Raw genomic sequence first — 21,613 nt, forward strand, 5'->3', positions numbered from 1 at the left:
TGAATGTGGGCTCGCGCGGCGTGATCGGTTTTTTTAGCGCCCACTGAAACCTGTACGCAATTTGAAACGTTTAAGTGGTTTAATGTTTATGTCGGCTTGCGATGGATCGCAGCCGCCGACAGACCTTCTGTCATTGAATCATCCCAAGGAGCTACACCATGCATGGAAGTATGAAGTCCAAACACCTCGCGTTTCTGTTGATCCCGCTGGTTGCCGCTTGTACCACACCGGACAGAACCCGTGAGTCGGCCGTCACACCGCAAGCCCAGCCCCAACAGGCCTGGCAGTTCGACAACTGCTCGGTCGGCTGCCCCAGCGGTGGCAGCCCACTGACGCTGAACCGCCAGGCGTACACCCTGAACAATAATGGCTCGACCAAGTTTGCCAACTGGGTGTCATACAAAATCACCAAGACCACCCCCGCCAGCGGCCGCTCGCGCGACTGGCAGACCGACCCGGACATTCCGGCCGGCGAAACCCTCGACCCGGTGGATTACAACGGCGCCAATGTCGCGCTCAAAGTCGACCGTGGCCATCAGGCCAACCTCGCCTCGATGGCGGGGGTAGCCGATTGGCAAAGCCTCAATTACCTGTCGAACATCACCCCGCAGAAGTCCGACCTCAACCAGGGGCCGTGGGCGCACCTGGAAGACCAGGAGCGCAACCTGAGCAAGCAGGCGGGGATCGACGCGGTGTATGTCGCCACCGGGCCGCTGTATGAGCATTTTGTCGGCACGCTGCCGGGTACGAACAAGGTGCACACCATTCCCAGTGGCTACTGGAAAATCATCTTTGTCGGCAGCTCGCCTGAAGGCGGAATGTACGCCTCGTTCGTCATGAACCAGGAAACGCCCAAAGGCGCGAACTTCTGCGATTACCAGGTGCCCGTGAGTCAAATCGAAGAGCGCTCCGGGCTGACGTTCTGGAGTGATCTGCCGCAGGCGGTGCAGGCCGCGTTGAAGGCCAGGCAAGGGCAGTTGCCGGGGCGCATTGGGTGCAAGCAAGCGTTGTAATAGTTAAGGATCCGTATCACTTCTGTGGCGAGGGAGCAAGCTCCCTCGCCACAGGTTACCGGTGCAGATACTGGCCTTTACTGTCAGCTTCGCTCGGCCTTCACATAGTCCAGGCGTAGTTCACGGACCTGAAGAATCTGCTGATCAAAATTGACTACGATGATTGCGCAAAGGCTCGCCAGCAACCTGCGCTTATCAACACAGATAGCGGTTGCGTGCTTCTCTGAGCAGGTCACGCATCTGGTCGACGCGCAATAACAGCGTCATTTGCCGCTCATCGACGATAATCTCCGCCACGATCAATGCGCAGATCATCGGTGCGGTCACCAGCCAGTGCTCGTAACACTGGGTGGCCAGCGATATGAAGATGCCTGCAATCCACAACGCCAGCACCCACTTCGGGGCACGCCGTTGCAGCGGCACCCAGAAACGCTGCAACCTTTTCAAACGGGCCGTGTGCAGCCTTAACGAGGCTTCGAGTCGGGACACGTCATTGCTCATTTATACACTCGCTCAACGGTACGGGCGCAGCCTGGGAGCGTGGTTCCCAGCCAAGACAGGTTGACCCGTTCGACTTCTATCCAATGCTCGCCGACAGGTTTTGTGCGGCAGCTTTTAAACGCAATACACACCTGCTTTGCGTCCAATAAAGCAAAGTGCCGATAACGGGGCGGGCGCTTAAACACCGAAAAAAACATACGCATCACCGTGCCTCGCCCAATCAAACGTGCCAACTGAGTTCAAACAGCGTGCCGCCGTTTTCCATACGCCGGCAGGTCACGGCGCCGCCATGGGCGAGGGCGATGGCGCGCACCACGGCCAGGCCCAGGCCACTGCCGCCCTGGGCGCGTGAGCGGGAGTTTTCACCGCGTTGGAAGGCGTCAAACAGGCGCGCGGCAAAACCTTCGTCGATGCCGGGGCCGTCGTCGCGCACGCGCAGGTAGTTGAAGCCGTCGCGGGTGCTCAGGTGGACGATGACATTGCCCGGTGTCGCGTGCCGCCGAATGTTATCCAGCAGGGCCAGCAAGGCCTGGCGAATGCGCGCCGGGTCGCAGCGCATCGTGCGGCGTTGCAGGTCCAGTTGCAGCACAAAACCTGCGGCCACCAGGCTCGGTTCGAACAACCGTACATCGTCTTCGATGCCTGTCGCCAGGTCGGCTTCTTGCAGGTTGAGTTCCAGGTAGCCACTGTCGGCCAGGCCCACCACGCGCAAATCCTCGATCAAGCGCGTCAAGCCTTCGACCTGGCCCAGCAGGCTGTAGAACTGTGCGGTGTCGGGTTCGAATACACCCTCGGCCAACCCTTGCAGGCGCCCGCGCAGAATAGTCAGGGGTGTGCGCAGTTCATGCGCAATGGCGGCATTCCAGAACGCTTGCTCCTGCGCCATGCGCTGCAAGCGTTTGGCCATGCTGTTGAAGTCATTGACCAGGATCGCCGCTTCGCCGATCGACTGGTCACCGGCAACGGCCTGTACGTCCAGGTCGCCGTCGGCCAGTTTGCGCAGGTTCTCGGCCACGGAGTTGAGCGGCATCAGGATTCGCCGCGACAGTTTCAGCGCCACAATCGAGCCCACCGCCAGGCTCACACACGTGGTCAGGCCCATCCACACCCATTCAGCCTTGGCCGGCAGCCAGGCATCCACTTCGGCGTCGGTGAGCGGCCAGTAGGTCCACAGCAATGCATAAAAAATATATGAGCCGATCACCGCCAGGGCGATCACGCACAGCACCACGGCGCACATGGACAGGATGATCTGGCGGCTCAGGCCATTGAGCCCTTTCACACCATGCTCCCGAACCGGTAGCCGACGCCACGGATACTGGTGGGCACACCCTGCACGCCGAGGTCTTCGAGCTTGCGCCGCAGTTTGCTGATATGGCTGTCGACCGTGCGCTCCAGGCTGTCGCTTTCCGGTGAGCACTGGGCCAACAGCTCGGCGCGGGTGAACACCCGTTTCGGTGCCTTGGCCAGTTGCGCCAGCAGCCTGAATTCGGTGACGGTCAAGGCCAGCGGCACTCGGCGGCCGGCCAACGTCACCGTGGCTTCATAGCTTTCCAGGTCAATTTCAAACGCGTCCACCCGCAGCACCGTGGGGCAGGCGCGGTCGCGATAAGCGATGGAGCGGCGCAGTACCGCCTGGGTGCGCGCCACCACTTCGGCGGGGTTGAACGGCTTGACGATATAGTCGTCGGCGCCGATGCGCAGGCCCATGAGCTTGTCCATGTCCTGGTCTTGCGCGGTCAGCATGATCACCGGCGTATGGCCGCGCTGGCGCACTTGCGCGAGCACTTGCCAGCCGTCCACGTGGGGCATCAGCACGTCCAGCAACATCAGCTCCGGCTTGAGCGCCAGGTGCATGTCCAGCGCCTGTTGGCCGTCACGCGCGTGGGCGGTGCGAAAGCCGCTGCGTTTGAGGTAAGCCTCCAGAATGTCGGCGATTTGCGGCTCATCTTCGGCAATCAGCACGAGAGCCTGGGGTTCTCTGACGCAGTCCGGGCGGGGCATCGATGCAACGGGGAAATCAGTCATGGTCTGCTCGGTGAATACGCGGCGAGCCTGTGCATCCCTGCGCTCGTGCTTATCTGCCTTATCGTGGCTGCCGGTCCATGGCCACGTTTGCCAGTAGTGATCATAGCTTCTGGGTGAGGGTGCTGACCTCCAGAGCAGGAATCATCGTGTTCTCCTGGTAAATCTACGCAACGGTGAACGCAAGTGTGCGCAACCAACGTGCGCATTCATGGGAGGTTTTGTGGAGAAACGATGGAGGCGGGCAATAATTTGTGCCCGAGCGCTTAGGAAGGTGGCATGGATTGACGTTCAATACCTAAAAGTCCAATATGGAATTATAAGTACAAAAAAGCCTATACCTCTCTTTCTTCACGCTTGCCAAACCAACAACAACTTGCGAGATAACGACCATGAAGAAACCCGCGCTGATCGCAATACTTGCCCTGGGCCTGTTTGCTTCAAGCCATGTGCTGGCCGCTGAGAAAACCTTGCGTATCGGCATTGAGGCGGCCTACCCACCGTTCGCTTCCAAGACCCAGGATGGCAAGATCGTCGGGTTCGACTACGACATCGGTAATGCCTTGTGCGCGCAGATGAAGGTCAAGTGCGTGTGGGTGGAAGGTGAATTCGACGGCCTGATCCCTTCGCTTAAAGTGAAGAAAATCGACATGGCCCTGTCATCCATGACCATCAACGAAGACCGCAAGAAATCGGTGGATTTCACCCACAAGTATTACTTCACTTCCTCGCGCCTGGTGATGAAGGACGGCGCGGTGGTGGATGACCAGTACGCCAGCCTCAAGGGCAAGACCATTGGCGTGCAGCGCGCCACCACCACCGACCGCTATGCCACCGAGGTGTTCGAGCCCAAGGGCATCAACGTCAAGCGCTACAGCAATAACGAAGAGATCTACATGGATTTGGCGGCGGGGCGCCTGGATGCGATTTTTGCCGACACCATCCCGTTGAGTGACTTTTTGTCGATGCCACGCGGCAAGGGCTACGCCTTCGTCGGGCCGGAACTCAAGGACCCCAAATACGTGGGCGAGGGCGCCGGGATCGCAGTGCGCAAGGGCAATACCGAGTTGGTCAGTGAGTTGAATGCGGCCATCGACGGCATCCGCGCGAATGGCGAGTATCAGAAGATTTCACAGCAGTATTTCAAGTCCGATATCTACGGCGACTGAGCGTGAAACAGCAACAGTAGAGCCATACTCGGTCACATGTGGGAGCTGGCTTGCCTGCGATGCAGACACCTCGGTACATCAGGTATACCGAGTTGATGCCATCGCAGGCAAGCCAGCTCCCACAGTTGATGAATGATCGTTCAGCCCTTCAATTCCTTAAGGTGCTTGTACACCGTCGCCCGCCCCATCCCCAGCACATTCGCCACGTAGTTCGATGCGCTCTTGCCCTTGAACGCGCCCTCGGCATGCAATGCCAGCACCAGCTCACGCTTATGGTCGCGGGTCAGCAGGTTCAGGCTCAACTGACGTTCACGCATCCAGGCATGCAAGAAGGTGTTGATGCGCTCCTGCCAGTCATCACGAAACAGTGAATCCGGCTGTGGGATCAGCTTGCTCGGTGACAGGAACAGGTCCAGCGCCGCCTTGGCGTTTTCGAACAACGAGATATTCAGGTTGATGCACAGCACCGCCAGCCGACGACCTTTGTGGTCATGCAGCACCGTGCTCAGGCTGCGGATTTTCTGACCGTCCCAGTTGAGCTTTTCGTACGGGCCGATATTAACTTCGCGGATGTCATCGCTGAGCATGTCCTCCAGCGACGAGTCGTCACCGATGGCGCGTTTCGACAAGTTGTTGGCGATGTAATCGACCTTTTGCGTGCGCAAGTCATGCAGCACCACTTCGGCGTGGGGAAAGAACAGCGTGGCGATCGCATCGGCGATCGCCCGAAAGTTCTGCACAACGTTTTCTTGTTCAGCAATGCTCATCAATGCGGCTCCAGGCGGACGGGCGAGAGCATACCAGCGTCCAGGCCAAACCGCGTCAGCGGCTCCGGCAACGGTGCGCCGCGTACCAGCGCCGCGCTGGCCTGGCCCATGGCCGGTGAGGTCTGGATGCCATAACCGCCCTGCGCCGCGACCCAGAACAGCCCCGGCACCTGCGGGTCGAAGCCCGCGAGCAAATCACCATCAGGCACAAAACTGCGCAGCCCGGCCCAAGTGCGGGTAGGACGGCGGATGGTCAAGGTGGTGGCTTCTTCGATCTGGTAAATGCCCATGGCAATGTCCAGTTCTTCGGGCTGCACATCCTGGGGTTCGACCGGGTCGGCGTTGGCCGGTGAGCCGAGGAACATGCCCGCGTCAGGCTTCATGTAAAAGGCTTCGTCGAGGGCCACCAGCATCGGCCACCCATGCGTGTCGACACCCTCTGGCCCGGCGAAGATAAACGCCGAGCGCCGTTTGGGCTGCAGTCCGATGGACGCCGCGCCAGCGAGGCCGCCGATCTGATCGGCCCAGGCACCGGCAGCGTTGATGATGATCGGCGCGGTGTAGGTCGCGTCCTGGGTACGCACCTGCCACAGGCCGTCGGCGTCACGGCTCAGGCCCAGTACCGGGCTGTCGGTACGCACTTCGCCGTGATGGCGACGGATACCGCGCAAATAACCCTGGTGCAGGGCATCGGTGTCGATGTCACTGGCGGTCGGGTCGAAGATGGCGCCGTGGACTTTTTCACGACGCAAAATCGGCAAGCGTGCGCACGCCTCATCGACACTCAGCCGTTCCACCTGCGCCACCGTGGCCTTGGCGCTCTGGTATTGACGCTCCAGTTCCGCCGGGTCGCCGCTGAAATCCACGGTGATCTCCCCGCGTGGCGTCAGCAACGGGTGCTCACAGAAGCCTGCCGGCGGGTTATCAAAAAATGCACGGCTGGCCAGGGTCAACGCGCGCACTTGCGGTGTGCCATAAGCCGCGGTGTAGAGCGCCGCCGAGCGCCCGGTGGAGTGATAGGCCGGGTGGCTTTCGCGCTCCAGCACCAATACTTTGCCATGCTGCGACAACCAGAACCCGGTGGATGCACCGGCAATGCCGCCGCCGATGATGATGAAGTCTGCATGGCTCATAAACATCTCCTTAAACAATGGTTAGCGCTGGGTTTGGTACAGGGCATTGGCCAGTGCGACGTCTTCCAGGCCCAGGCCGATCGAGCGGAAAAACACGTGGCGGTCATAGTCCGGGCGCTGCGCCATATCACTGAGCAACTCCGGCAGGTCGCCGATCACGGCGCGCTTGTCCCAAGCGTGTTGCTCGGCGGCGATCAGCATCTCACCGGCCGCGCCCGGCGTGGTCTGGCGATAGTCGCAGAACACATGCATGGCGTGCAGGCTGGCGGGTGGCACTTCATGGGCGCGTGGCGCATTGGTGCTGATGGAGGTGATCAGCGCTGGCTTACGCAAACGCGCCGGGTTGAGCACCGGGCCGGCCGATGAGGTACACAGCAGGATCACATCGGCGTCTTCCACGGCGCTGTCACAGCTGTCGGCCAGGGTCAGGCGCGGGTCCAGGCCTTTGAGGTGGGCGAGGGTGTCGACGCTGGCGTGGCCCAGGCTCGGTGAATACAGGCGAATCTGCTGCCAGTCGCGCAGGTTGCGCACGTAGTGCAGGTGCGCTTGCGCCACCTTGCCACTGCCGATAATCGCCAGGCGCCGCGCGGCAGCAGGTGCCAGCACGTCCACCGCCAATGCAGTGGTGGCAGCGGTGCGCGCGGTGGTCAGCTCGGCCGCATCACACAGCATCAGCGGCTGGCCGCTGTGCATCGACATCAACAACGTCCAGGCCGTCACCAGTGGGCCTTGCTCGCGCACGATGTAGGGCGACGTCTTGACGCCATAAACGCCCTCATCGGCCAGCACGCCCAGGTAGTTGATAAAGTCGCCGGCCCCATGCGGGAACTCCACTAACTGCTGCGCCGGCTGCACCGCCAGCCCGGCCGCCAGGTCGCGGAACAGCTTGTGCAGAATGTGGGGCACATCGACCTGGGCGAGCAATTCACGGGCCTGGGCCTGATTCATGACAAGGGGCGTGCTGGACATGGCAATCTCCGCAGATAAACTAATTTGTCCATTATGGACTTTTAGTTCTGTTGGGCAATATCCACGTCAGAAAAAACTGCACGTTACTTCGCCAGCCACACCGTGACACACAAGCCCCGTTGCGCAATGGCGTCAGTAAACGCGAGTTGCACCCGTGCGCCTGTGCGATCGGCAATCACCTTGACGATCGAGAGTCCAAGCCCGGAGCCGGCCTCGTCGGTGCCCAGGCTGCGATAGAACGGATCGAACACGCGCGCCTGTTCCTCTAGCGTAATGCCGGGGCCGGAATCTTTGATTTGCAGTTGAGCGCCGTCGGCAGTCAGCGCAACCGACAGGTCGATACGCCCACCCGGCGGGGTGTAGCGAATGGCGTTATCCACCAGGTTTTTCACCAGCGTAAACAGGTCCAATTCGTTGAACGTCACCTGCACATCCTGGGTGCTTTCAACGCCTATATCGATCTGTTTACTCTCGGCCAATGGCAGCAAATCTTCCAGTATCTGGCGGTACACGGTATGCACCGACAGTGTGGTTTGCGCCCGCTCAGACGCCGACTGCGCCGCCGCCAGGCTCAGCAATTGATCAATCAGTTTGCGCCCGCGTTGAATGCCGCGTGACAGCGGCTCAAACCGCTCGCGGCTGACGGGCGACAGCTCGGTGGCGGCCAGCCGGTCGGCTTGCAGCGCCAGGGCGGTCATCGGTGAACGCAGTTCATGGGCGGCATCGGCGACAAAGCGCCGTTGGCTGTCCATGGACTGCCCGACGCGTGCCAGCAGGCGATTGATCGCGACCACAAACGGGCGTACTTCGCTGGGCAGGTGCTGCTCTTCAATCGGGTGCAGTTCCTGCTCGGCCCGTTGGTCGATCTCTGCGGCAAGCACGCCAATGGGGCGAAACAACTTGCGCACCAAGTCGCCGACCACCAGTAACAACACCGGAAACAGAATCAGGAACGGCAACAAACTGCGCCAGGCGCTTTCGCGGGCGTCCTTGTCGCGGGCATCGGATTCCTGGGCCACGGCGATGCGTTCACCACGGGCGGTGGTGTGCACCAGCACGCGAAAATTTTCGCCGACCACGGCGACGGTGGACAGGCCATCGGCGAGGCTGGCCGGAAACGGCAAAGGCAAGGCTTCATCCGTGGTGCCCGTGGCCCTTGGGCTGTCACTCAGGTGCTGGATGATCACCCGGGTTTCTTCGTCATCGCCTTTAAGCGCCGGGCCTTGTGGGTATTGCAGGGTCATGTGCTGGCGGTCATACAGCATCGCCACCTGGCGCAAGGTGGCGTCCTGCTGTTCGTGGGTTTCTTCAAACGCCGAGACAAAGGCGAACACGCTGGCCACCAAGGCCACCAGCAAAATAGCGAGGGATAACGCCACCGACAGGCGCAGTTGCACTGACTCGCTCAGACGTTTTTTGAAACCATCCATCCCATGCCCCTGACGTTCTTGATCACGTGAGTGCCCAATTTGCGCCGCAAGGCGTGAATCAGGAATTCGATGGCGTTGCTTTCCACCTCATTGCCCCAGCCATACAAGCGGTCTTCCAACTCGCTGCGCGAAAGGATGGCGCCGGGACGAATCAACAGCGCTTGCAGCAGCGCAAATTCGCGACTGGAAAGGGCGACCTCATGCTGTTCTTGCGTACTGGCTTGCTTGGTGAGCAGGTTCAGCGTCACCACGCCATTGCCCAGCAACGATTGAGCGCTGCCGCCTTTGCGGCGTAATACCGCACGCATGCGTGCGAGCAGTTCCGGGATATCGAAGGGCTTGAGCAAGTAATCATCGGCGCCGCCGTCAAGGCCCCGCAGGCGGTCGTCGAGGCTGTCGCGGGCGGTGATGATCAGCAAGGGCACGGGGTTGTTGCGTGCGCGAATCGTGTCCAGCACGTCGAGGCCATCCTTGCCAGGCAGGCCAAGGTCGAGCAGCACCAGGTCATAGGGATGGGTGTCGAGGGCGGCGAGGGCGGTGAGGCCATTCTTGACCCAGTCAGCGGCATAGCTCGCGTCGCTGAGCGCACGCTGGATCGCATCGCCAATCATCGGGTCGTCCTCGACCAGCAGTATTCGCATAAGTCTCTCCGCACAAAAAGCACGCGCGGCGAGGTGATCGCCGCGTGTGTATTGAAGCACCTGGGCAGGCATTTGTCCGATATCAGCCTTTCATCAGGTCGAAGGTCTTGAGCAGGTCGTCCATCGAGGCTTTGCACTCTGCCTGGTTAGGGTTGCCGTCACGCAGGGCCGAGAGGGCGCGGTCGATGGCTTTGTCGAGCACGTGCCAGTCGTTGGCGGCACGTGGCTTGATCCCGGCTTCAGCGCTGTCCCAGCTGGTTTCCAGGTCTTTGATGCGGGCTTTGGCACCTGCCAGGTCGTTCTTGGCAACAAGACCGGAAACGTCTACCGCGATGTTACGAAACGCCGACAGATCACCCAGTTGCGACATATGGCGCTGGCTGCTGGTGGGGTTGGCCGCGCTGGCAGGTTTGTCAGCCGGCTTGGAACAACCGGTGGCGATGCCCAGCATGAAAATCGCTGAAACAATTGCGGCGTGGCGGATCACATTGCGAACTTTGCTCATGGCAGTTTCCTTGGAGTGAGAATTTATTGAATGAGGGTTTTACGGCTGCCGATGCTGATTTGCGCCACGGCCACCAGCAACACGATCACGCACAAGAACAGCGCGCTGGTCCAACTGGCGCCCATGCCCAGGCCGCCGTACGTCTTGGCTTGGGTGAGCAGGTCGCCGAGGGAGGCGCCGAACGGGCGGGTGAGGATGTAGGCGATCCAGAAGGTCAGCACGCTGTTGACGCCCAGGCGCCAGGCCAGCAGTGTCACGCCGATTAAACCGGCAAAAATCACCGCGCCGAGGGTAAAGCCCAGGCCCAGGGCTTCGGTGGCCAGGTCACCGGCGGCGGTGCCTAAAGCGAAGGTGCACAGCACGGTGGTCCAGTAGAACCACTCGCGCCGTGGGGTCACGATGTCGCGGATCGACAGGCTGCGCTCGGTGCGATACCAGACGATGAAGTTAAGCGCGAGCAGCACCGAAAAAATCGCCGTACTGGTGTACAGGCTGACGTCGAGCTTATCGGTGAGGATATCGGTGATCTGTGTGCCGACAATGCTCACCAGCACCACCGTCAGCCAGTAGATCCAGGGCGTGTAGGCCTTGGTGCGCAGTTGGCAGAACAACGCGAGCCCCAGCAAAGCGGCCATGCCGAAGCTGGTCCAGCCGGCGCCGAAGCCTGCATCCACGGCGAGGTAATCCGCGCCGGTTTCGCCCACGGTGGTGGACAGTATCTTGATCATCCAGAATGACAGCGTCACCTCGGGTACTTTGTTCAGCCAACGGGCTGCTGTGGCATTCATCGGGGTTACCTCTCCTTGACTGCGCAGTGGTTGGCGCAGGGGAGAAGGTAAGCCCCGACACTTAGCTGAGACTGAGGGCCTGGGTTTTTTTCAATACATGCGCCGTGCCGAGTGTCGTGAGGTGCACCACACTGCCGGTGGGCGGGGCTTGCAGGCCGGAACTGCGCACCAGAATCGCCTGGCCCGGTTCATCCTCGGCAGGCTGCAACACCACGGTCAACGTGCAGGTATTGCCGCCGAATTCGCGCTCGGTCACGACACCACGGCAGCCCGACAGGTCGGTGGTACTCAGCTGCAATTGCTCCGGGCGCAGCATGATCCGCGTTGCTGCGTGGTCCGCCGTACTGTCCACCGGCACACGGCCCAGCCCGCAATGCGCCCAGCCAGCTTCAATACGGGCGGGCATCACCACCGCTTCGCCGAGGAACAACGCGGTTTGCTCATCGACCGGGTATTGGTACAGGTCCATCGGGTGGCCCGCCTGCACCAGGCGCCCCTGACGCATCACTGCCAATTGGTCGGCAAACGACAGCGCTTCACTTTGATCATGGGTGACCAGGATCGTGGTGATGCCCGCGTCGCTCAGCAGGCGCGCGACCATTTTGCGCATGGCCGAGCGCAGGCCGGTGTCCAGCGCGGAAAACGGTTCATCCAGCAACATCAACCGGGGTTGCTGGGCCAAGGCCCGGGCGAGTGCCACGCGTTGCTGCTGGCCGCCAGACAGTTCATGGGGCCAGCGCCGGGCCATGTTGGCGTCGAGGGCCACGCTGTCCATCAGTTCGGCGATGCGTGTGTGCCGGGCTTCACCTTGGGTGGCCAGGCCAAAGCCGATATTGTCGGCCACCGTCATGTGCGGGAACAGCGCGCCATCCTGCGGCACATAGCCGATCTGGCGCTGGTGGGCCGGCACCGCGTGGGTGGCGTCGACCAATACCTGGCCGTTGAGCGTGAGGCTGCCGGTGTCGGGGAATTCAAAGCCGGCGATCATGCGCAGCAAGGTGGTCTTGCCCGAGCCCGAAGGGCCGACGATCACTGTGCGGCTGCCGGTGGGCACCGCCAGGGAGACGTCCGCCAGGGCACGCTGGGTGCCGAAGGTCTTGCAGAGGGCGTTGAGTTCGAGGGCGTTCATCGGCCTGCCGTGCGTTTGGATTGATGGTAGAGAAGGCCGGTTAACGGCAGTGACAACAGGATCATGATCAGCGCGTAAGGCGCGGCAGCGGCGTAGTCGATTTCGCTGGTCAGCGCCCAGAAACCGGTGGCCAGGGTGCGCGTGCCGTTAGGCGCCAGCAGCAAGGTGGCGGTCAACTCGTTGGTGATCGCCAGGAACACCAGCGCCGCACCCGCAGCCGCAGCAGGCGCGGCCAGCCGCAACGTGATCAGCCACAGGGCGCGGCCCGGCGAACGGCCGAGGCTGCGCGCCATGTTTTCCAGTTCTACCGGCGCCTGGGCGATACCCGCGCGCAGGCTCACCAGCGCCCGTGGCAGGAACATCAGCAAATAGGCGAGCAGCACGGTGATGGTGGTCTGGTAGATCGGCCGGGCGAAATGAATGGTCACTGTGACCAAGGCCAGCGCCACCACAATGCCGGGCAACGAACTGGTGATGTAGTTGCAGCTTTCCAGGATGCGCTGTAAACGCCCTGGCGCCCGAATCGACAGCCACGCAATCGGCACCGCCGCACAGGTGGTCAGCACGGCACCGGCCACGCCCAGTAGCACGGTCTGCTCCAGCGCGGGCAGCAGTTCGTTGAACTGCCAGACCTCACGGCCACCGGCGATCAGCCACTTGCCCAGGGTGATCAACGGCACACCCAGGGCCAGCGCGCAGGTCAGCCCTTGCAGGCCAAGGGCGAGCAGCGTGGTGCGCGTGCGCAGGCTCACAATACGTTGCTCGCGTGCGCTGCCGGAGCCGACCCGCGCATAACGCGCATGCCCGCGTGCAGCGGATTCCGCCGTGAGCATCGCCAAACAACACAGCGCCAGCACCGCCGCAAGCATATTGGCGGCAGGGCCGTTAAAGGTGGATTTGAACTGATCGAAAATCGCGGTGGTGAACGTATCGAAACGAATCATCGCGTACAAGCCGTATTCGGCGAGTAAATGCAGGCCTACCAGCAGTGCGCCGCCGCAGATCGCCAGGCGCAACTGCGGCAGCACCACGCGAAAAAATACCGCCCAGGGCTTGAGGCCCAGGGACTCGGCCACGTCTTCAATGGCAGGGTCGAGCCGGCGCAAGGTCGCCGCCACCGGCAAGTACAAAAACGGGAAATAGGCAATCACCGAGACCAGCACGCCGGCCGGCAAACCATGCATCGACGGCACCAGGCTGACCCAGGCGTAACTGTGCACAAACGCCGGCACCGCCAGCGGCGCAACCGCCAGCAGCGACCACACACGGCGCCCTGGCAGGTTGGTGCGCTCGGTCAGCCACGCCAGCGCAATGCCCAGCACCACGCACAAGGGCAGGGTGAACACCACCAGCAACACGGTGTTGACCAGCAGTTCACCCACACGCGGACGCCACACCAACGCTTCAATCTGCGCCCAGCCGATTTGCCAGGACACGCCGATCACAAACGCAATGGGCAGCAGTGCCAGCAGCGACACCACTACTGACAAACTGGTGACCCACGTGCCCCCACGGCTTTTAAACAAACCGTGGGCGCGTTTACGCGGTTGCGCCTGCGTTAAGGCGGGAGCTAAAGGTTCAGGCAGCAATCAGAGCAGTCCGGCTTGGGTCATCAGTTCGACGGCCTTTTTGCTGTTGAGCTTGGAGGCGTCCACTTTCGGCGCGTCCAGCTGGGCCAGCGGTGTCAGCTTGGGGTTGGACTGTGCGCCCTGGCCCACGGCGTATTCGAACGAGTTGCCGTCCTTGAGGATCGCCTGTCCGTCTTTGCCGGTGATCCACTTCAAGAAGGCCTGGGCTTCCTCTTTATGCTTGCTGGAGGCCAATACACCGGCGCCGGAGATGCTCACAAAGGCGCCTGGATCCTGGTGTTTGAAGTAGTGCAATTGGGTGTTCTTGCTGTTTTCGCCGGTCTTGGATTGGTCGACAAAGCTGTAGTAGTGATAAATCACGCCGCTGTCGACCTGGCCGGCGTTGACGGCTTTAAGCACCGCGCTGTTGCCACGGTAGATGCTCGCGTTGGCTTTCATCGCCTTGAGCCAGTCGAGGGTGGCGGCTTCGCCTTTGAGTTCCAGCACGGCGGCGACGATAGCCTGGAAGTCGGCACCGGCCGGTGAGGCAGCCCAGCGGCCTTTCCAGCTTGGCGAGGCCAGGTCCAGCAGGGACTTTGGCAGCTCGGCTTCTTTGAGTTTGCTCGGGTTGTACACGAACACCGTCGAACGTGCGGCGATGCCCAGCCACTTGCCGTGGGCGGGGCGGTAGGCGGCGTCCACTTGTTCCAACGTGCTCGGCGCTACTGGCGCGAACAGCCCGGCGTTGTCCACCAGCACCATGGCCGGGGAGTTTTCGGTGAGGAACACGTCGGCCGGTGAGGCCGCACCTTCCTGCACAAGCTGGTTGCCCATCTCGGTGTCGTCGCCATTGCGGATGGTTACCGGAATCCCGGTTTCCTCGGTGAAGCCCTCAACCCAGGCCTTGGTCAGGCTTTCGTGCTGGGCGTTGTACACCACGATGCCGGCGGTTTCGGCGGCATACACTTGCCCGGCGCCAACCAATGCAGTGGCGAGCAGGGCTTTAGTGAGGAAAGACGGTAGACGGGAAGCCATACGTTGAATGCTCCGGTTTTTATGTAGGCACGGGAAGCCCGTGAGGGGTCGACTGAGACTAGACCAATAGGAATCATTTGCATATTGAGGCGCGGCGAATGTAGAGGCGCAGATGAGAAAAAAACGTCAAATAAACGGTTAACAAATGTGATGAGGCCTATTAAATGACGCAGGTCAAATGTGGGAGCTGGCTTGCTCGCGGATGCAGTGGTTCAGTCAGCATCTCTGGGTCTGACCCACCGCATTCGCGAGCAAGCCAGCTCCCACCGTTTTTATTGTGTTCAGGCAGGCGGGGCTGTGGGTTTAAGGCACTCGATGGATCGGTCCACGGTGGTCTTGGCCATCTCCAGCAAATGCCACACCGCCAGAATCTTCGCGCGCTGGGGACTGGCCAGCAGATCACCGCAATTGAGTGCGGTAGCTGAAGCACTGTCGAGCAAGCTGGCGGTGTAGAGCAGGGCGTCTTCGAAGCTCAGGTCTTCGATTTTAACGCCGTTGGAGGGCAGGTAATGGTCGATGGCGCGGTTGAAGGCGGCGCGGTCTTTGGTGGTGTTGCGGGGTGGGTCGGGGACGACTTTTTTCATGGTGTAACTCCACATGGTTGGAGCTGACACTTGTCGCGACTAAACGAGGGTGGCAGCTGTACGCAGGTTAGTCGACCGGTCACATGGAAAACCGGCGCACCCGAAGGTGCCCTACGCACAGCCACCATAAAACTTCACGGAGGACCATGCGCCATGTAAGACCCGAGCGACTAAACCCGATCACTGATAAGCAGTGACGGATCGCAGACTAGCCATCGATTCCAACAGGCACAAGGCGGCAAGGATTGTCTAGGAAACGTCCTGCAATTTAAAGGGACGCGCCCTGCTGGCCCTTTAAAAACCATGACCAAATGCCACTAATCTCGCCACAGATCGTTCCCGCGCTCTGCGTGGTAACGCAGCCTGGGACGCTCCGCGTCCCGCCCACAACATTCAAGTTTTGCGCAGCTGTGACGCGGAGCGTCCCAGGCTGCATTCCCACGCGGGAGCGTGGGAACGATCTATCAAGTCCGGCCATTTTTGTAGGCGTTAATTTCTAGTGATGTAGGCAACTTCCCAAATATCACTCAGCCTTCCCGACCTTGTGTCCGAGCCCTGTTCGCCTGCTTATATTCCAACGCCATCTTCATTGCATTCAGGGATACGAAGCATGGCGCAGGGCTATATCAACGACCGCCTCACGGACTACATCAGCTTGAAAAACCAGTTGATGGGTCATGCCCCGGGACGGCAGCGTGCCGATCCCTACAGCGTGATCTGCTCGCTGGAAGAGGCCTGGCTTGTGCGCCATGCCGAGGCAATCGGTCGGGAGCTGGACGCGCGCGCCGCCACCCAATTGGTCAACAACTATGACCTGCTGCAAAGTCTTCTCGGGTACGGCTCGTTGGGAATGGGCAGCTCAACATCGGCGTGGGCGCGGCATCTGGACGAAGTGGCGCAGACGCTGGAAGAGATTGAGCGGCTGCACCAGCGCCTGAAAACCGCAGGCTTGGAGCGTGAGGCTTTTTTGCGCCAGCGCCAGGCGCTGTTTGGGCTGCTGGATACCCAGTTGCAAGGCGCGGCGCGATTTGGCACGGGGTTGCGAGGTAATCAGGCGTTGAAAAAGATATTGGGGGTTTCAACCAAAAGCTATCTGCACAAGGGTGAGATTGCCGGGTATGCGCAGCGGATGCGGAGCATTGCGCAGACCTCGAAGTGGTTGGGGATGGGCACCTATGTGGGCTTGGCACTGGACGTGGGCGTGGCAGGGTTGGAGATCAAGGAGGCGTGTGTGGAGGGGCGCGAGGCGCAGTGTCGGCGGGCGAAGTATGTGGAAACGGGGAAGTTGGTGGGTGGCGTAGGGGGCGCTTATGGCGGAGGGAAGGCGGGCGCGAAAATAGCCCGTCTCGGCTGCAAGGTTTTTTTGGGCGTCGTGGCTAAAGGAAACGGTGACCTGGCTTGCGCAGTGATCGGTGGCGCTGCGGGAGGGTTTGCAGTAGGCAATGTAGTTGGCGATTTCGGTGCGTTTCTGGGCGGGCAAATCGAAGAGATCGACGGTGATCTGATCTTTCAGCCAGAGGGCGCATAAGCATGGATTTTCAACTCATCCTTGCAATCATTCTATCCATAGCGACGTTCGTTTTTGGCGGACTCACTTTCTACGCCGAGTGCACAAAGCTCGAAGCCCTGGAAAGCTACTTCAGCGAAAACGAGGTGGTCTGCGCCAACAAACGGTTTTGGGGCAGAAACAAGCACATCGACAGGTTTCATCGCATGCTTGTGATCAGTGACCTGTTGGGCATGCCTAAATTTCACATCAAAAGAGGCGAGGTGACCGAGGCAGAGGTGGCGGCCGTCCCTCTGTCCCTCAAGCGTTGGGCGGTGTGGCCGTATCATTTTGGGATGGTATGGTTTGCTGGCTGTATCCTCTGGACCCTCTTGTATGGCTGGTAGCCTGCGGCCATCAGATCGTTCCCGCGCTCTGCGTGGTAACGCAGCCTGGGACGCTCTGCGTCCCGCTCACAACATTCAAGTTTTGCGCAGCTGTGACGCGGAGCGTCACGGGCTGCATTCCCACGCGGGAGCGTGGGAACGATCTGTTAGCGCATGTGCAGGATAATCGGGCTACTACTGGCCGGGTCCGTATGCCCGCGCAGCTTGTTCACCGCCGCAGCCTCCACCGCGCCGCCGTTGTTGCCCCATGTACCGCGCACGTAGCTCAACACCTGGGCGATTTCCTGGTCGGACAATTGCTCGCGGAATGCCGGCATGCGGTACGCGTCCGGCATACCGGCGGTCACGATGCGTTGCGAGCCATTGAGGGTGATGTTGATCGCCGAGGCGCTTTCCTTGGCCAAGGCTGAGGTAGCACCGGCCAGCGGTGGCATCCACTCCGGCTGGCCTTTGCCGTCCAGGCCATGGCAGGAGGCGCAGCGGGTGGCATAGGTGTGGGCACCCGGTGCGCTCGTGTCGAGCGCTGCCGTTTGGTACTGCCACGGCGAACCGTCACGCTGCGGGTCGCCCGGCAGTGATTTGAGGTAACGCGCAATGGCGGCCAGGTCGTCGTCTTGCATGAACTGCGTGGAGTTGTTAAACGCCTCGGTCATCGAGCCATACACCACTGCGTGTTTGTTACGCCCGGTCTTGAGGAATTGCACAATCTCCGGCTCGCTCCAGCGGCCCAAACCGGTGTTGTGGTCCTGGCGCAGGCTGGGTGCGTACCAGCCGTCGAGCAAGGCACCGGCGAGGAACGGCGCGCCGGACTCGTCCAATGCCTTCTCGTTGAACGCCAGCCCACGCGGCGTGTGGCAACTGCCGCAATGGCCGGGGCCTTGGACGATATAGGCGCCTCGGTTCCACAACGCGTCCTGCTCGGGTTTGGCGGCATAGGTTTTAGTCGGCGCGAACACGCCGTTCCACAGTGCGATGGGCCAGCGCATGTTCAGTGGCCACGGGATGCTGCTGGGAATGTTCGGCTCGCTGGCCGGTTGCACGCCTTGCATAAAAAACGCATACAGCGCGCGCATGTCGTCGTCGCTGAGTTTCACGTAGGACGGGTAGGGCATGGCCGGGTAGAGCCGTCGCCCACCCGGCGCCACGCCGTGGCGCACGGCGCGGTCGAAGTCAGCCAGGCTGTAGGTGCCGATGCCGACGTTTTTGTCGGGCGTGATGTTGGTGGCATGAATGGCGCCCAGCGGCGTGGCCATCTCCAGGCCGCCGGCAAACGGCGCTTTGCCCGGCAGGCTGTGGCAGGCCACGCAATCACTGACGCGGGCGACGTACTCGCCACGGCTGACCAGTGTCGGGTCAGCCGTGGCGTTGGCCTGTTCAAACGGCGAAGCAGGTTGACGGGTGACGTACCAGGCCAGCAGGCCGGCGGCGACTGCGCCGGCCAGCACCAGCCAGCCAGCGGTTCTAGCCAATCGTTGGTTGTTCATAGGCGTTCCTTGTCGGTCAGGCGAAGGTGTATCGGCTCAGGGGCAGGCTGCGGATGCGCTGGCCGGTCAAGTGCGCCACCGCATTGGCCACGGCAGGCGCCACTGCGGGTAGCGGCGGCTCGCCGATACCGCCCATCTTTTCGCCGCTCTCGACGATCTTTACGTGCACCTTGGCCATCCGCGAGGGTGGCAGGATCGGGTAAAGGTCGTAGTTGCGCGCCCGTGGTTTACCGTCCACGTACACCGCTTCTTCCACCAACGTTTGTGACAAGCCCAACGCTACGGCGCCGTTGACCTGGGCCTCGATGATCGCCGGGTTGACGATGCTGCCAGGGTCGATGGCTTCCCAGATGTTATGCACCTTGACCTGGCCGTTTTCGATCGACACTTCGGCAACCACCGCCGCATGCGAGCCAAAGGGCGAGGCCATGGCCACCCCACGGGCGCGCCGGCTGCCGTCTTCTGCGGTATACGGGCCACGTTTCCAGCCACCGGACAACTCGCCCACCGCTTGCAGCAACGTGGTCAGGCGTTTGTTGTCGCGCAGCAGGTGCAGGCGCAACTCATACGGGTCATGGCCGCCTTTGTCAGCCAGTTCATCGAGGAAGGCCTCGTAGAAAAAGTCATTCAGCGAGTTGCCCACCGAGCGCCAGTAGCCGAGCATGGCCGGGCCTTTGACGTAGATCTGGGCGATGCGTTTGTTGGGAATCGCGTAGGATTTGCCTGACAACCCTTCAAGGGCCGTCGGGTCGATTTTGTCGCCCTGTTTGCCGGCGATGGCCTCGGATGGGCCTTCGGTGGCGCTCACGGCTTCGATGGCCACCGGCAAGCCTTTGTCATCCAGCGCCGCGCGGAACTTGACCACCGCGACCGGGCGCAGCACATCGCGCAGGAACTCTTCTTCACGGCTCCAGATCAGCTTGACCGGGCGGCCCACAGCCTTGGCCAATGCGACGGCCTGCGGGTACGGGTTGGCTGAGTCGTACAGGAAATGCCGGCCGAAAAAGCCGCCCAGCAACGGCGAATGCAAGGTGATCTTCGACACATCCAGCCCGGTGCGCTTGGCGATGTCGGCGCGGAACATGTCTGGCGCCTGGTTGGGCAGCCAGACTTCCAGCGTGCCGTCCGGGTTATAGCGCGCCAGGGCCGATGGCGGCTCCAGTTGGGCATGGTTGACGTACTGGTTGTGGTAGGTGGCTTCGACCTTGGTCTTGGCGTTTGCCAGCGTGGCGTTGACGTCGCCTTCGTTTTCTTCGTCGCGGGCCGGGCCTTGCTGGGCGGCGAGGAAGTCACGGTATTTGTCGCTGGAAAAGTCTGCCGGCATGGCGCGCACTGTAGAGTCAGCGGCGGCTTCCAGCCATTCGACCTGAATAGCTTCTACTGCACGCTTGGCGTGCCACCAGCGCTCGGCCACCACTGCCACGGCGCCAGGCAGTTGATGCACCGAGTGCACACCTTTCATGGCCTCAACTTGCGCCTGATTGCGCAGGCTGCCCACGGTCATGCCCAGGCGCGGCGCATGCTGCACGGCGGCGTGGAGCATGCCGTCGACCTTGAGGTCGATGCTGTATTGCGCCTTGCCGGTGGATTTGTCGTAGGCATCCAGGCGTTTGACCGGCTTGCCGATCCAGCGGAACTGGCTCGGATCGCGCAGGGTGATGGTGGACGGGTCAGGCACCGGCATGTCGAGGGCGCGGCTGGCGAGTTCGCCGTAGCCCAGCGAGCGGCCCGAGGCGGCGTGTACCACGCGGCCGGGGGTGGTGGTCAGTTGCGCGACCGGCACGCCCAGTTGCTCGGCGCCGGCCTGCAACAGCATGGCGCGGGCCAGGGCGCCCAGGCGGCGCATTACCGGGTAACTCATGCGCACCGACATGCTGCCGCCGGTGATGCGCATGCCGTTTTCCATCACCACATAGGCATCGCCCGGTGGCGCGGCTTCGACGACAAAGGTGGCAGGGTCGGCGTCCAATTCTTCACCAACAATTTGCGCCATGGCGGTGTGGGTGCCTTGGCCGCCTTCCATAAAGGGGCTGAGCAGGCGCACCGTGCCGTCCGGGCGAATCTCGAGAAACGCCGGCACCTGCGTGCCGCGCTCCGCAGGGTTGGCGGTGGCCGCGAAGGCGCGGCCGCCACCCAGCGGCAGGCCGAAACCAATCACCAGCGCGCCCACGGCGGTGCTGGCCAGAAAGCGCCGGCGTGACAGGTTGACCGGGTCGCCCAGGGCCACATCAAGCAGTTCGTTGCGCGTATTCATCATGCGCGCTCCTTCTGCTGGGCCAAATCCTGCATGGCGGTGTGGATGGCGTTATAGGTGCCGCAGCGGCACAGGTTGACCATCGCGGCATCGATTTGCGCGACCGTCGGCGCGGGGGTGTGCTTGAGCAGCGCCGTGGCCGCCATCACCTGCCCGGACTGGCAATAACCGCATTGCGCCACCTGATGCTCGACCCAGGCGGCGACCACGTGCTTGCCCACCGCATCGTCCTCAATGGCCTCGATGGTCGTGACCTCGCGGCCGACCACACCTGCCACCGGGGTAACGCAAGAGCGCACCACATTACCGTCTACCAGTACCGAACAGGCGCCGCACTGGGCCAGGCCGCAACCGTACTTGGTGCCGGTCATGCCGAGGTCGTCGCGGATCACCCACAGCAGCGGCGTGTCGGCGTCGGCATCGACCTGGTAGGTCTTTTGGTTGATACGTAATTCCATGGCGGGTTCACCTGCTGATCATCGGTTGGTGGTGCTGAGCTCTTTTGAGCCCTTATAAGAAGAGTGGGACTTGTGGCCCATCGTTGCACTCTAGACCACGGCGCAAGGGCTATCTATCCGCCAGTCGATAAGTCGGAGGATCAGGCAAGTATTTCGCAGGAATGCACTACCGGCAGCTTGACCGTTCCCACGCTCCGCGTGGTAACGCATCCTGTGACGCTCTGCGTCACGGCGTCAGAAGCGGGACGCGGAGCGTCCAGGGCGGCA

Annotated in this window: 21 protein-coding genes; 4 read left to right on the forward strand and 17 right to left on the reverse strand. The window is 61.7% G+C overall.

Annotated elements, in window-relative coordinates; genetic code table 11:
* Positions 1 to 158 precede the first annotated feature (158 nt).
* Positions 159 to 1,013: a DNA/RNA non-specific endonuclease gene (locus tag AOA62_RS02465; RefSeq protein WP_099547733.1), complete on the forward strand. Its 855-nt coding sequence runs from the start codon at positions 159 to 161 to the stop codon at positions 1,011 to 1,013.
* A 195-nt stretch (positions 1,014 to 1,208) separates the two neighbouring features.
* On the opposite strand, the gene AOA62_RS02470 is transcribed toward AOA62_RS02465, so the two are convergent.
* From AOA62_RS02470 to AOA62_RS02485, 3 genes are all read right to left on the reverse strand, one after another.
* Positions 1,209 to 1,514, reverse strand: coding sequence for a hypothetical protein (locus tag AOA62_RS02470; protein WP_099547734.1), 306 nt, complete (start codon positions 1,512 to 1,514; stop codon positions 1,209 to 1,211).
* Positions 1,515 to 1,734: 220 nt separating this feature from the next.
* Entirely contained in the window at positions 1,735 to 2,796 is a 1,062-nt protein-coding gene (locus tag AOA62_RS02480) for an ATP-binding protein (RefSeq protein ID WP_017137699.1), read from the reverse strand.
* Complete coding sequence (locus AOA62_RS02485) at positions 2,793 to 3,542, reverse strand: response regulator (protein WP_026013754.1); 750 nt, start codon at positions 3,540 to 3,542, stop codon at positions 2,793 to 2,795. The genes AOA62_RS02480 and AOA62_RS02485 overlap by 4 nt, the downstream gene beginning before the upstream one ends.
* Positions 3,543 to 3,931: 389 nt before the next feature.
* Between AOA62_RS02485 and AOA62_RS02490 the strand changes: the two genes are divergently transcribed.
* On the forward strand, positions 3,932 to 4,708 hold the full coding sequence (locus tag AOA62_RS02490; protein ID WP_099547736.1) for an ABC transporter substrate-binding protein: 777 nt from the start codon (positions 3,932 to 3,934) through the stop codon (positions 4,706 to 4,708).
* A 140-nt stretch (positions 4,709 to 4,848) separates the two neighbouring features.
* Here the strand turns inward: AOA62_RS02490 and AOA62_RS02500 are convergent, their stop codons facing one another.
* From AOA62_RS02500 to AOA62_RS02550, 11 genes are all read right to left on the reverse strand, one after another.
* Entirely contained in the window at positions 4,849 to 5,475 is a 627-nt protein-coding gene (locus AOA62_RS02500) for a transcriptional regulator (protein WP_017137702.1), read from the reverse strand.
* A complete protein-coding gene (locus tag AOA62_RS02505) occupies positions 5,475 to 6,608 on the reverse strand; it encodes an FAD-binding oxidoreductase (protein WP_017137703.1) in 1,134 nt (377 codons plus the stop codon). The genes AOA62_RS02500 and AOA62_RS02505 overlap by 1 nt, the downstream gene beginning before the upstream one ends.
* 21 nt (positions 6,609 to 6,629) lie before the next feature.
* Positions 6,630 to 7,577 (reverse strand): ornithine cyclodeaminase family protein, encoded by a 948-nt coding sequence (locus AOA62_RS02510; protein WP_099547737.1) that lies wholly within the window; start codon positions 7,575 to 7,577, stop codon positions 6,630 to 6,632.
* A gap of 83 nt (positions 7,578 to 7,660) precedes the next feature.
* Positions 7,661 to 9,007 carry an ATP-binding protein gene (locus AOA62_RS02515; RefSeq protein ID WP_099547738.1) on the reverse strand — a complete coding sequence of 449 codons (1,347 nt, stop codon included), beginning with the start codon at positions 9,005 to 9,007 and terminating at the stop codon, positions 7,661 to 7,663.
* Positions 8,983 to 9,648, reverse strand: a complete 666-nt coding sequence (locus AOA62_RS02520) for a response regulator transcription factor (RefSeq protein ID WP_017137706.1) — start codon at positions 9,646 to 9,648, stop codon at positions 8,983 to 8,985. Before AOA62_RS02520 ends, AOA62_RS02515 begins: the two co-directional genes overlap by 25 nt.
* A gap of 82 nt (positions 9,649 to 9,730) precedes the next feature.
* Positions 9,731 to 10,153 (reverse strand): hypothetical protein, encoded by a 423-nt coding sequence (locus AOA62_RS02525; protein ID WP_017137707.1) that lies wholly within the window; start codon positions 10,151 to 10,153, stop codon positions 9,731 to 9,733.
* Positions 10,154 to 10,176: 23 nt separating this feature from the next.
* Complete coding sequence (locus tag AOA62_RS02530; protein WP_099547739.1) at positions 10,177 to 10,941, reverse strand: hypothetical protein; 765 nt, start codon at positions 10,939 to 10,941, stop codon at positions 10,177 to 10,179.
* 61 nt (positions 10,942 to 11,002) lie between these two features.
* Positions 11,003 to 12,070 carry an ABC transporter ATP-binding protein gene (locus tag AOA62_RS02535; RefSeq protein ID WP_099547740.1) on the reverse strand — a complete coding sequence of 356 codons (1,068 nt, stop codon included), beginning with the start codon at positions 12,068 to 12,070 and terminating at the stop codon, positions 11,003 to 11,005.
* Entirely contained in the window at positions 12,067 to 13,596 is a 1,530-nt protein-coding gene (locus AOA62_RS02540) for an iron ABC transporter permease (RefSeq protein WP_017137710.1), read from the reverse strand. Before AOA62_RS02540 ends, AOA62_RS02535 begins: the two co-directional genes overlap by 4 nt.
* A gap of 63 nt (positions 13,597 to 13,659) precedes the next feature.
* On the reverse strand, positions 13,660 to 14,673 hold the full coding sequence (locus tag AOA62_RS02545; protein WP_017137711.1) for an iron ABC transporter substrate-binding protein: 1,014 nt from the start codon (positions 14,671 to 14,673) through the stop codon (positions 13,660 to 13,662).
* A gap of 281 nt (positions 14,674 to 14,954) precedes the next feature.
* The gene (locus AOA62_RS02550) at positions 14,955 to 15,257 is read right to left on the reverse strand and encodes a hypothetical protein (RefSeq protein ID WP_099547742.1); all 303 of its coding nucleotides are present in this window, start codon (positions 15,255 to 15,257) and stop codon (positions 14,955 to 14,957) included.
* Between the two features lie 610 nt (positions 15,258 to 15,867).
* Here AOA62_RS02550 and AOA62_RS02555 point away from each other — a divergent pair.
* Both AOA62_RS02555 and AOA62_RS02560 read left to right on the forward strand, forming a co-directional pair.
* On the forward strand, positions 15,868 to 16,785 hold the full coding sequence (locus AOA62_RS02555; RefSeq protein WP_099547743.1) for a hypothetical protein: 918 nt from the start codon (positions 15,868 to 15,870) through the stop codon (positions 16,783 to 16,785).
* Between the two features lie 2 nt (positions 16,786 to 16,787).
* Positions 16,788 to 17,150 carry a hypothetical protein gene (locus AOA62_RS02560; protein ID WP_017137713.1) on the forward strand — a complete coding sequence of 121 codons (363 nt, stop codon included), beginning with the start codon at positions 16,788 to 16,790 and terminating at the stop codon, positions 17,148 to 17,150.
* A 146-nt stretch (positions 17,151 to 17,296) separates the two neighbouring features.
* Here the strand turns inward: AOA62_RS02560 and AOA62_RS02565 are convergent, their stop codons facing one another.
* From AOA62_RS02565 to AOA62_RS02575, 3 genes are read right to left on the reverse strand one after another with little or no spacing between them, the layout of a single operon-like run.
* Entirely contained in the window at positions 17,297 to 18,634 is a 1,338-nt protein-coding gene (locus AOA62_RS02565; RefSeq protein WP_099547744.1) for a cytochrome c, read from the reverse strand.
* A gap of 16 nt (positions 18,635 to 18,650) precedes the next feature.
* Positions 18,651 to 20,888: a molybdopterin cofactor-binding domain-containing protein gene (locus AOA62_RS02570; RefSeq protein ID WP_017137715.1), complete on the reverse strand. Its 2,238-nt coding sequence runs from the start codon at positions 20,886 to 20,888 to the stop codon at positions 18,651 to 18,653.
* The gene (locus AOA62_RS02575) at positions 20,888 to 21,346 is read right to left on the reverse strand and encodes a (2Fe-2S)-binding protein (protein ID WP_017137716.1); all 459 of its coding nucleotides are present in this window, start codon (positions 21,344 to 21,346) and stop codon (positions 20,888 to 20,890) included. Before AOA62_RS02575 ends, AOA62_RS02570 begins: the two co-directional genes overlap by 1 nt.
* Positions 21,347 to 21,613: the final 267 nt, after the last annotated feature.

Source organism: Pseudomonas sp. 2995-3 (assembly GCF_002742565.1).
Taxonomy (GTDB): domain Bacteria; phylum Pseudomonadota; class Gammaproteobacteria; order Pseudomonadales; family Pseudomonadaceae; genus Aquipseudomonas; species Aquipseudomonas edaphica.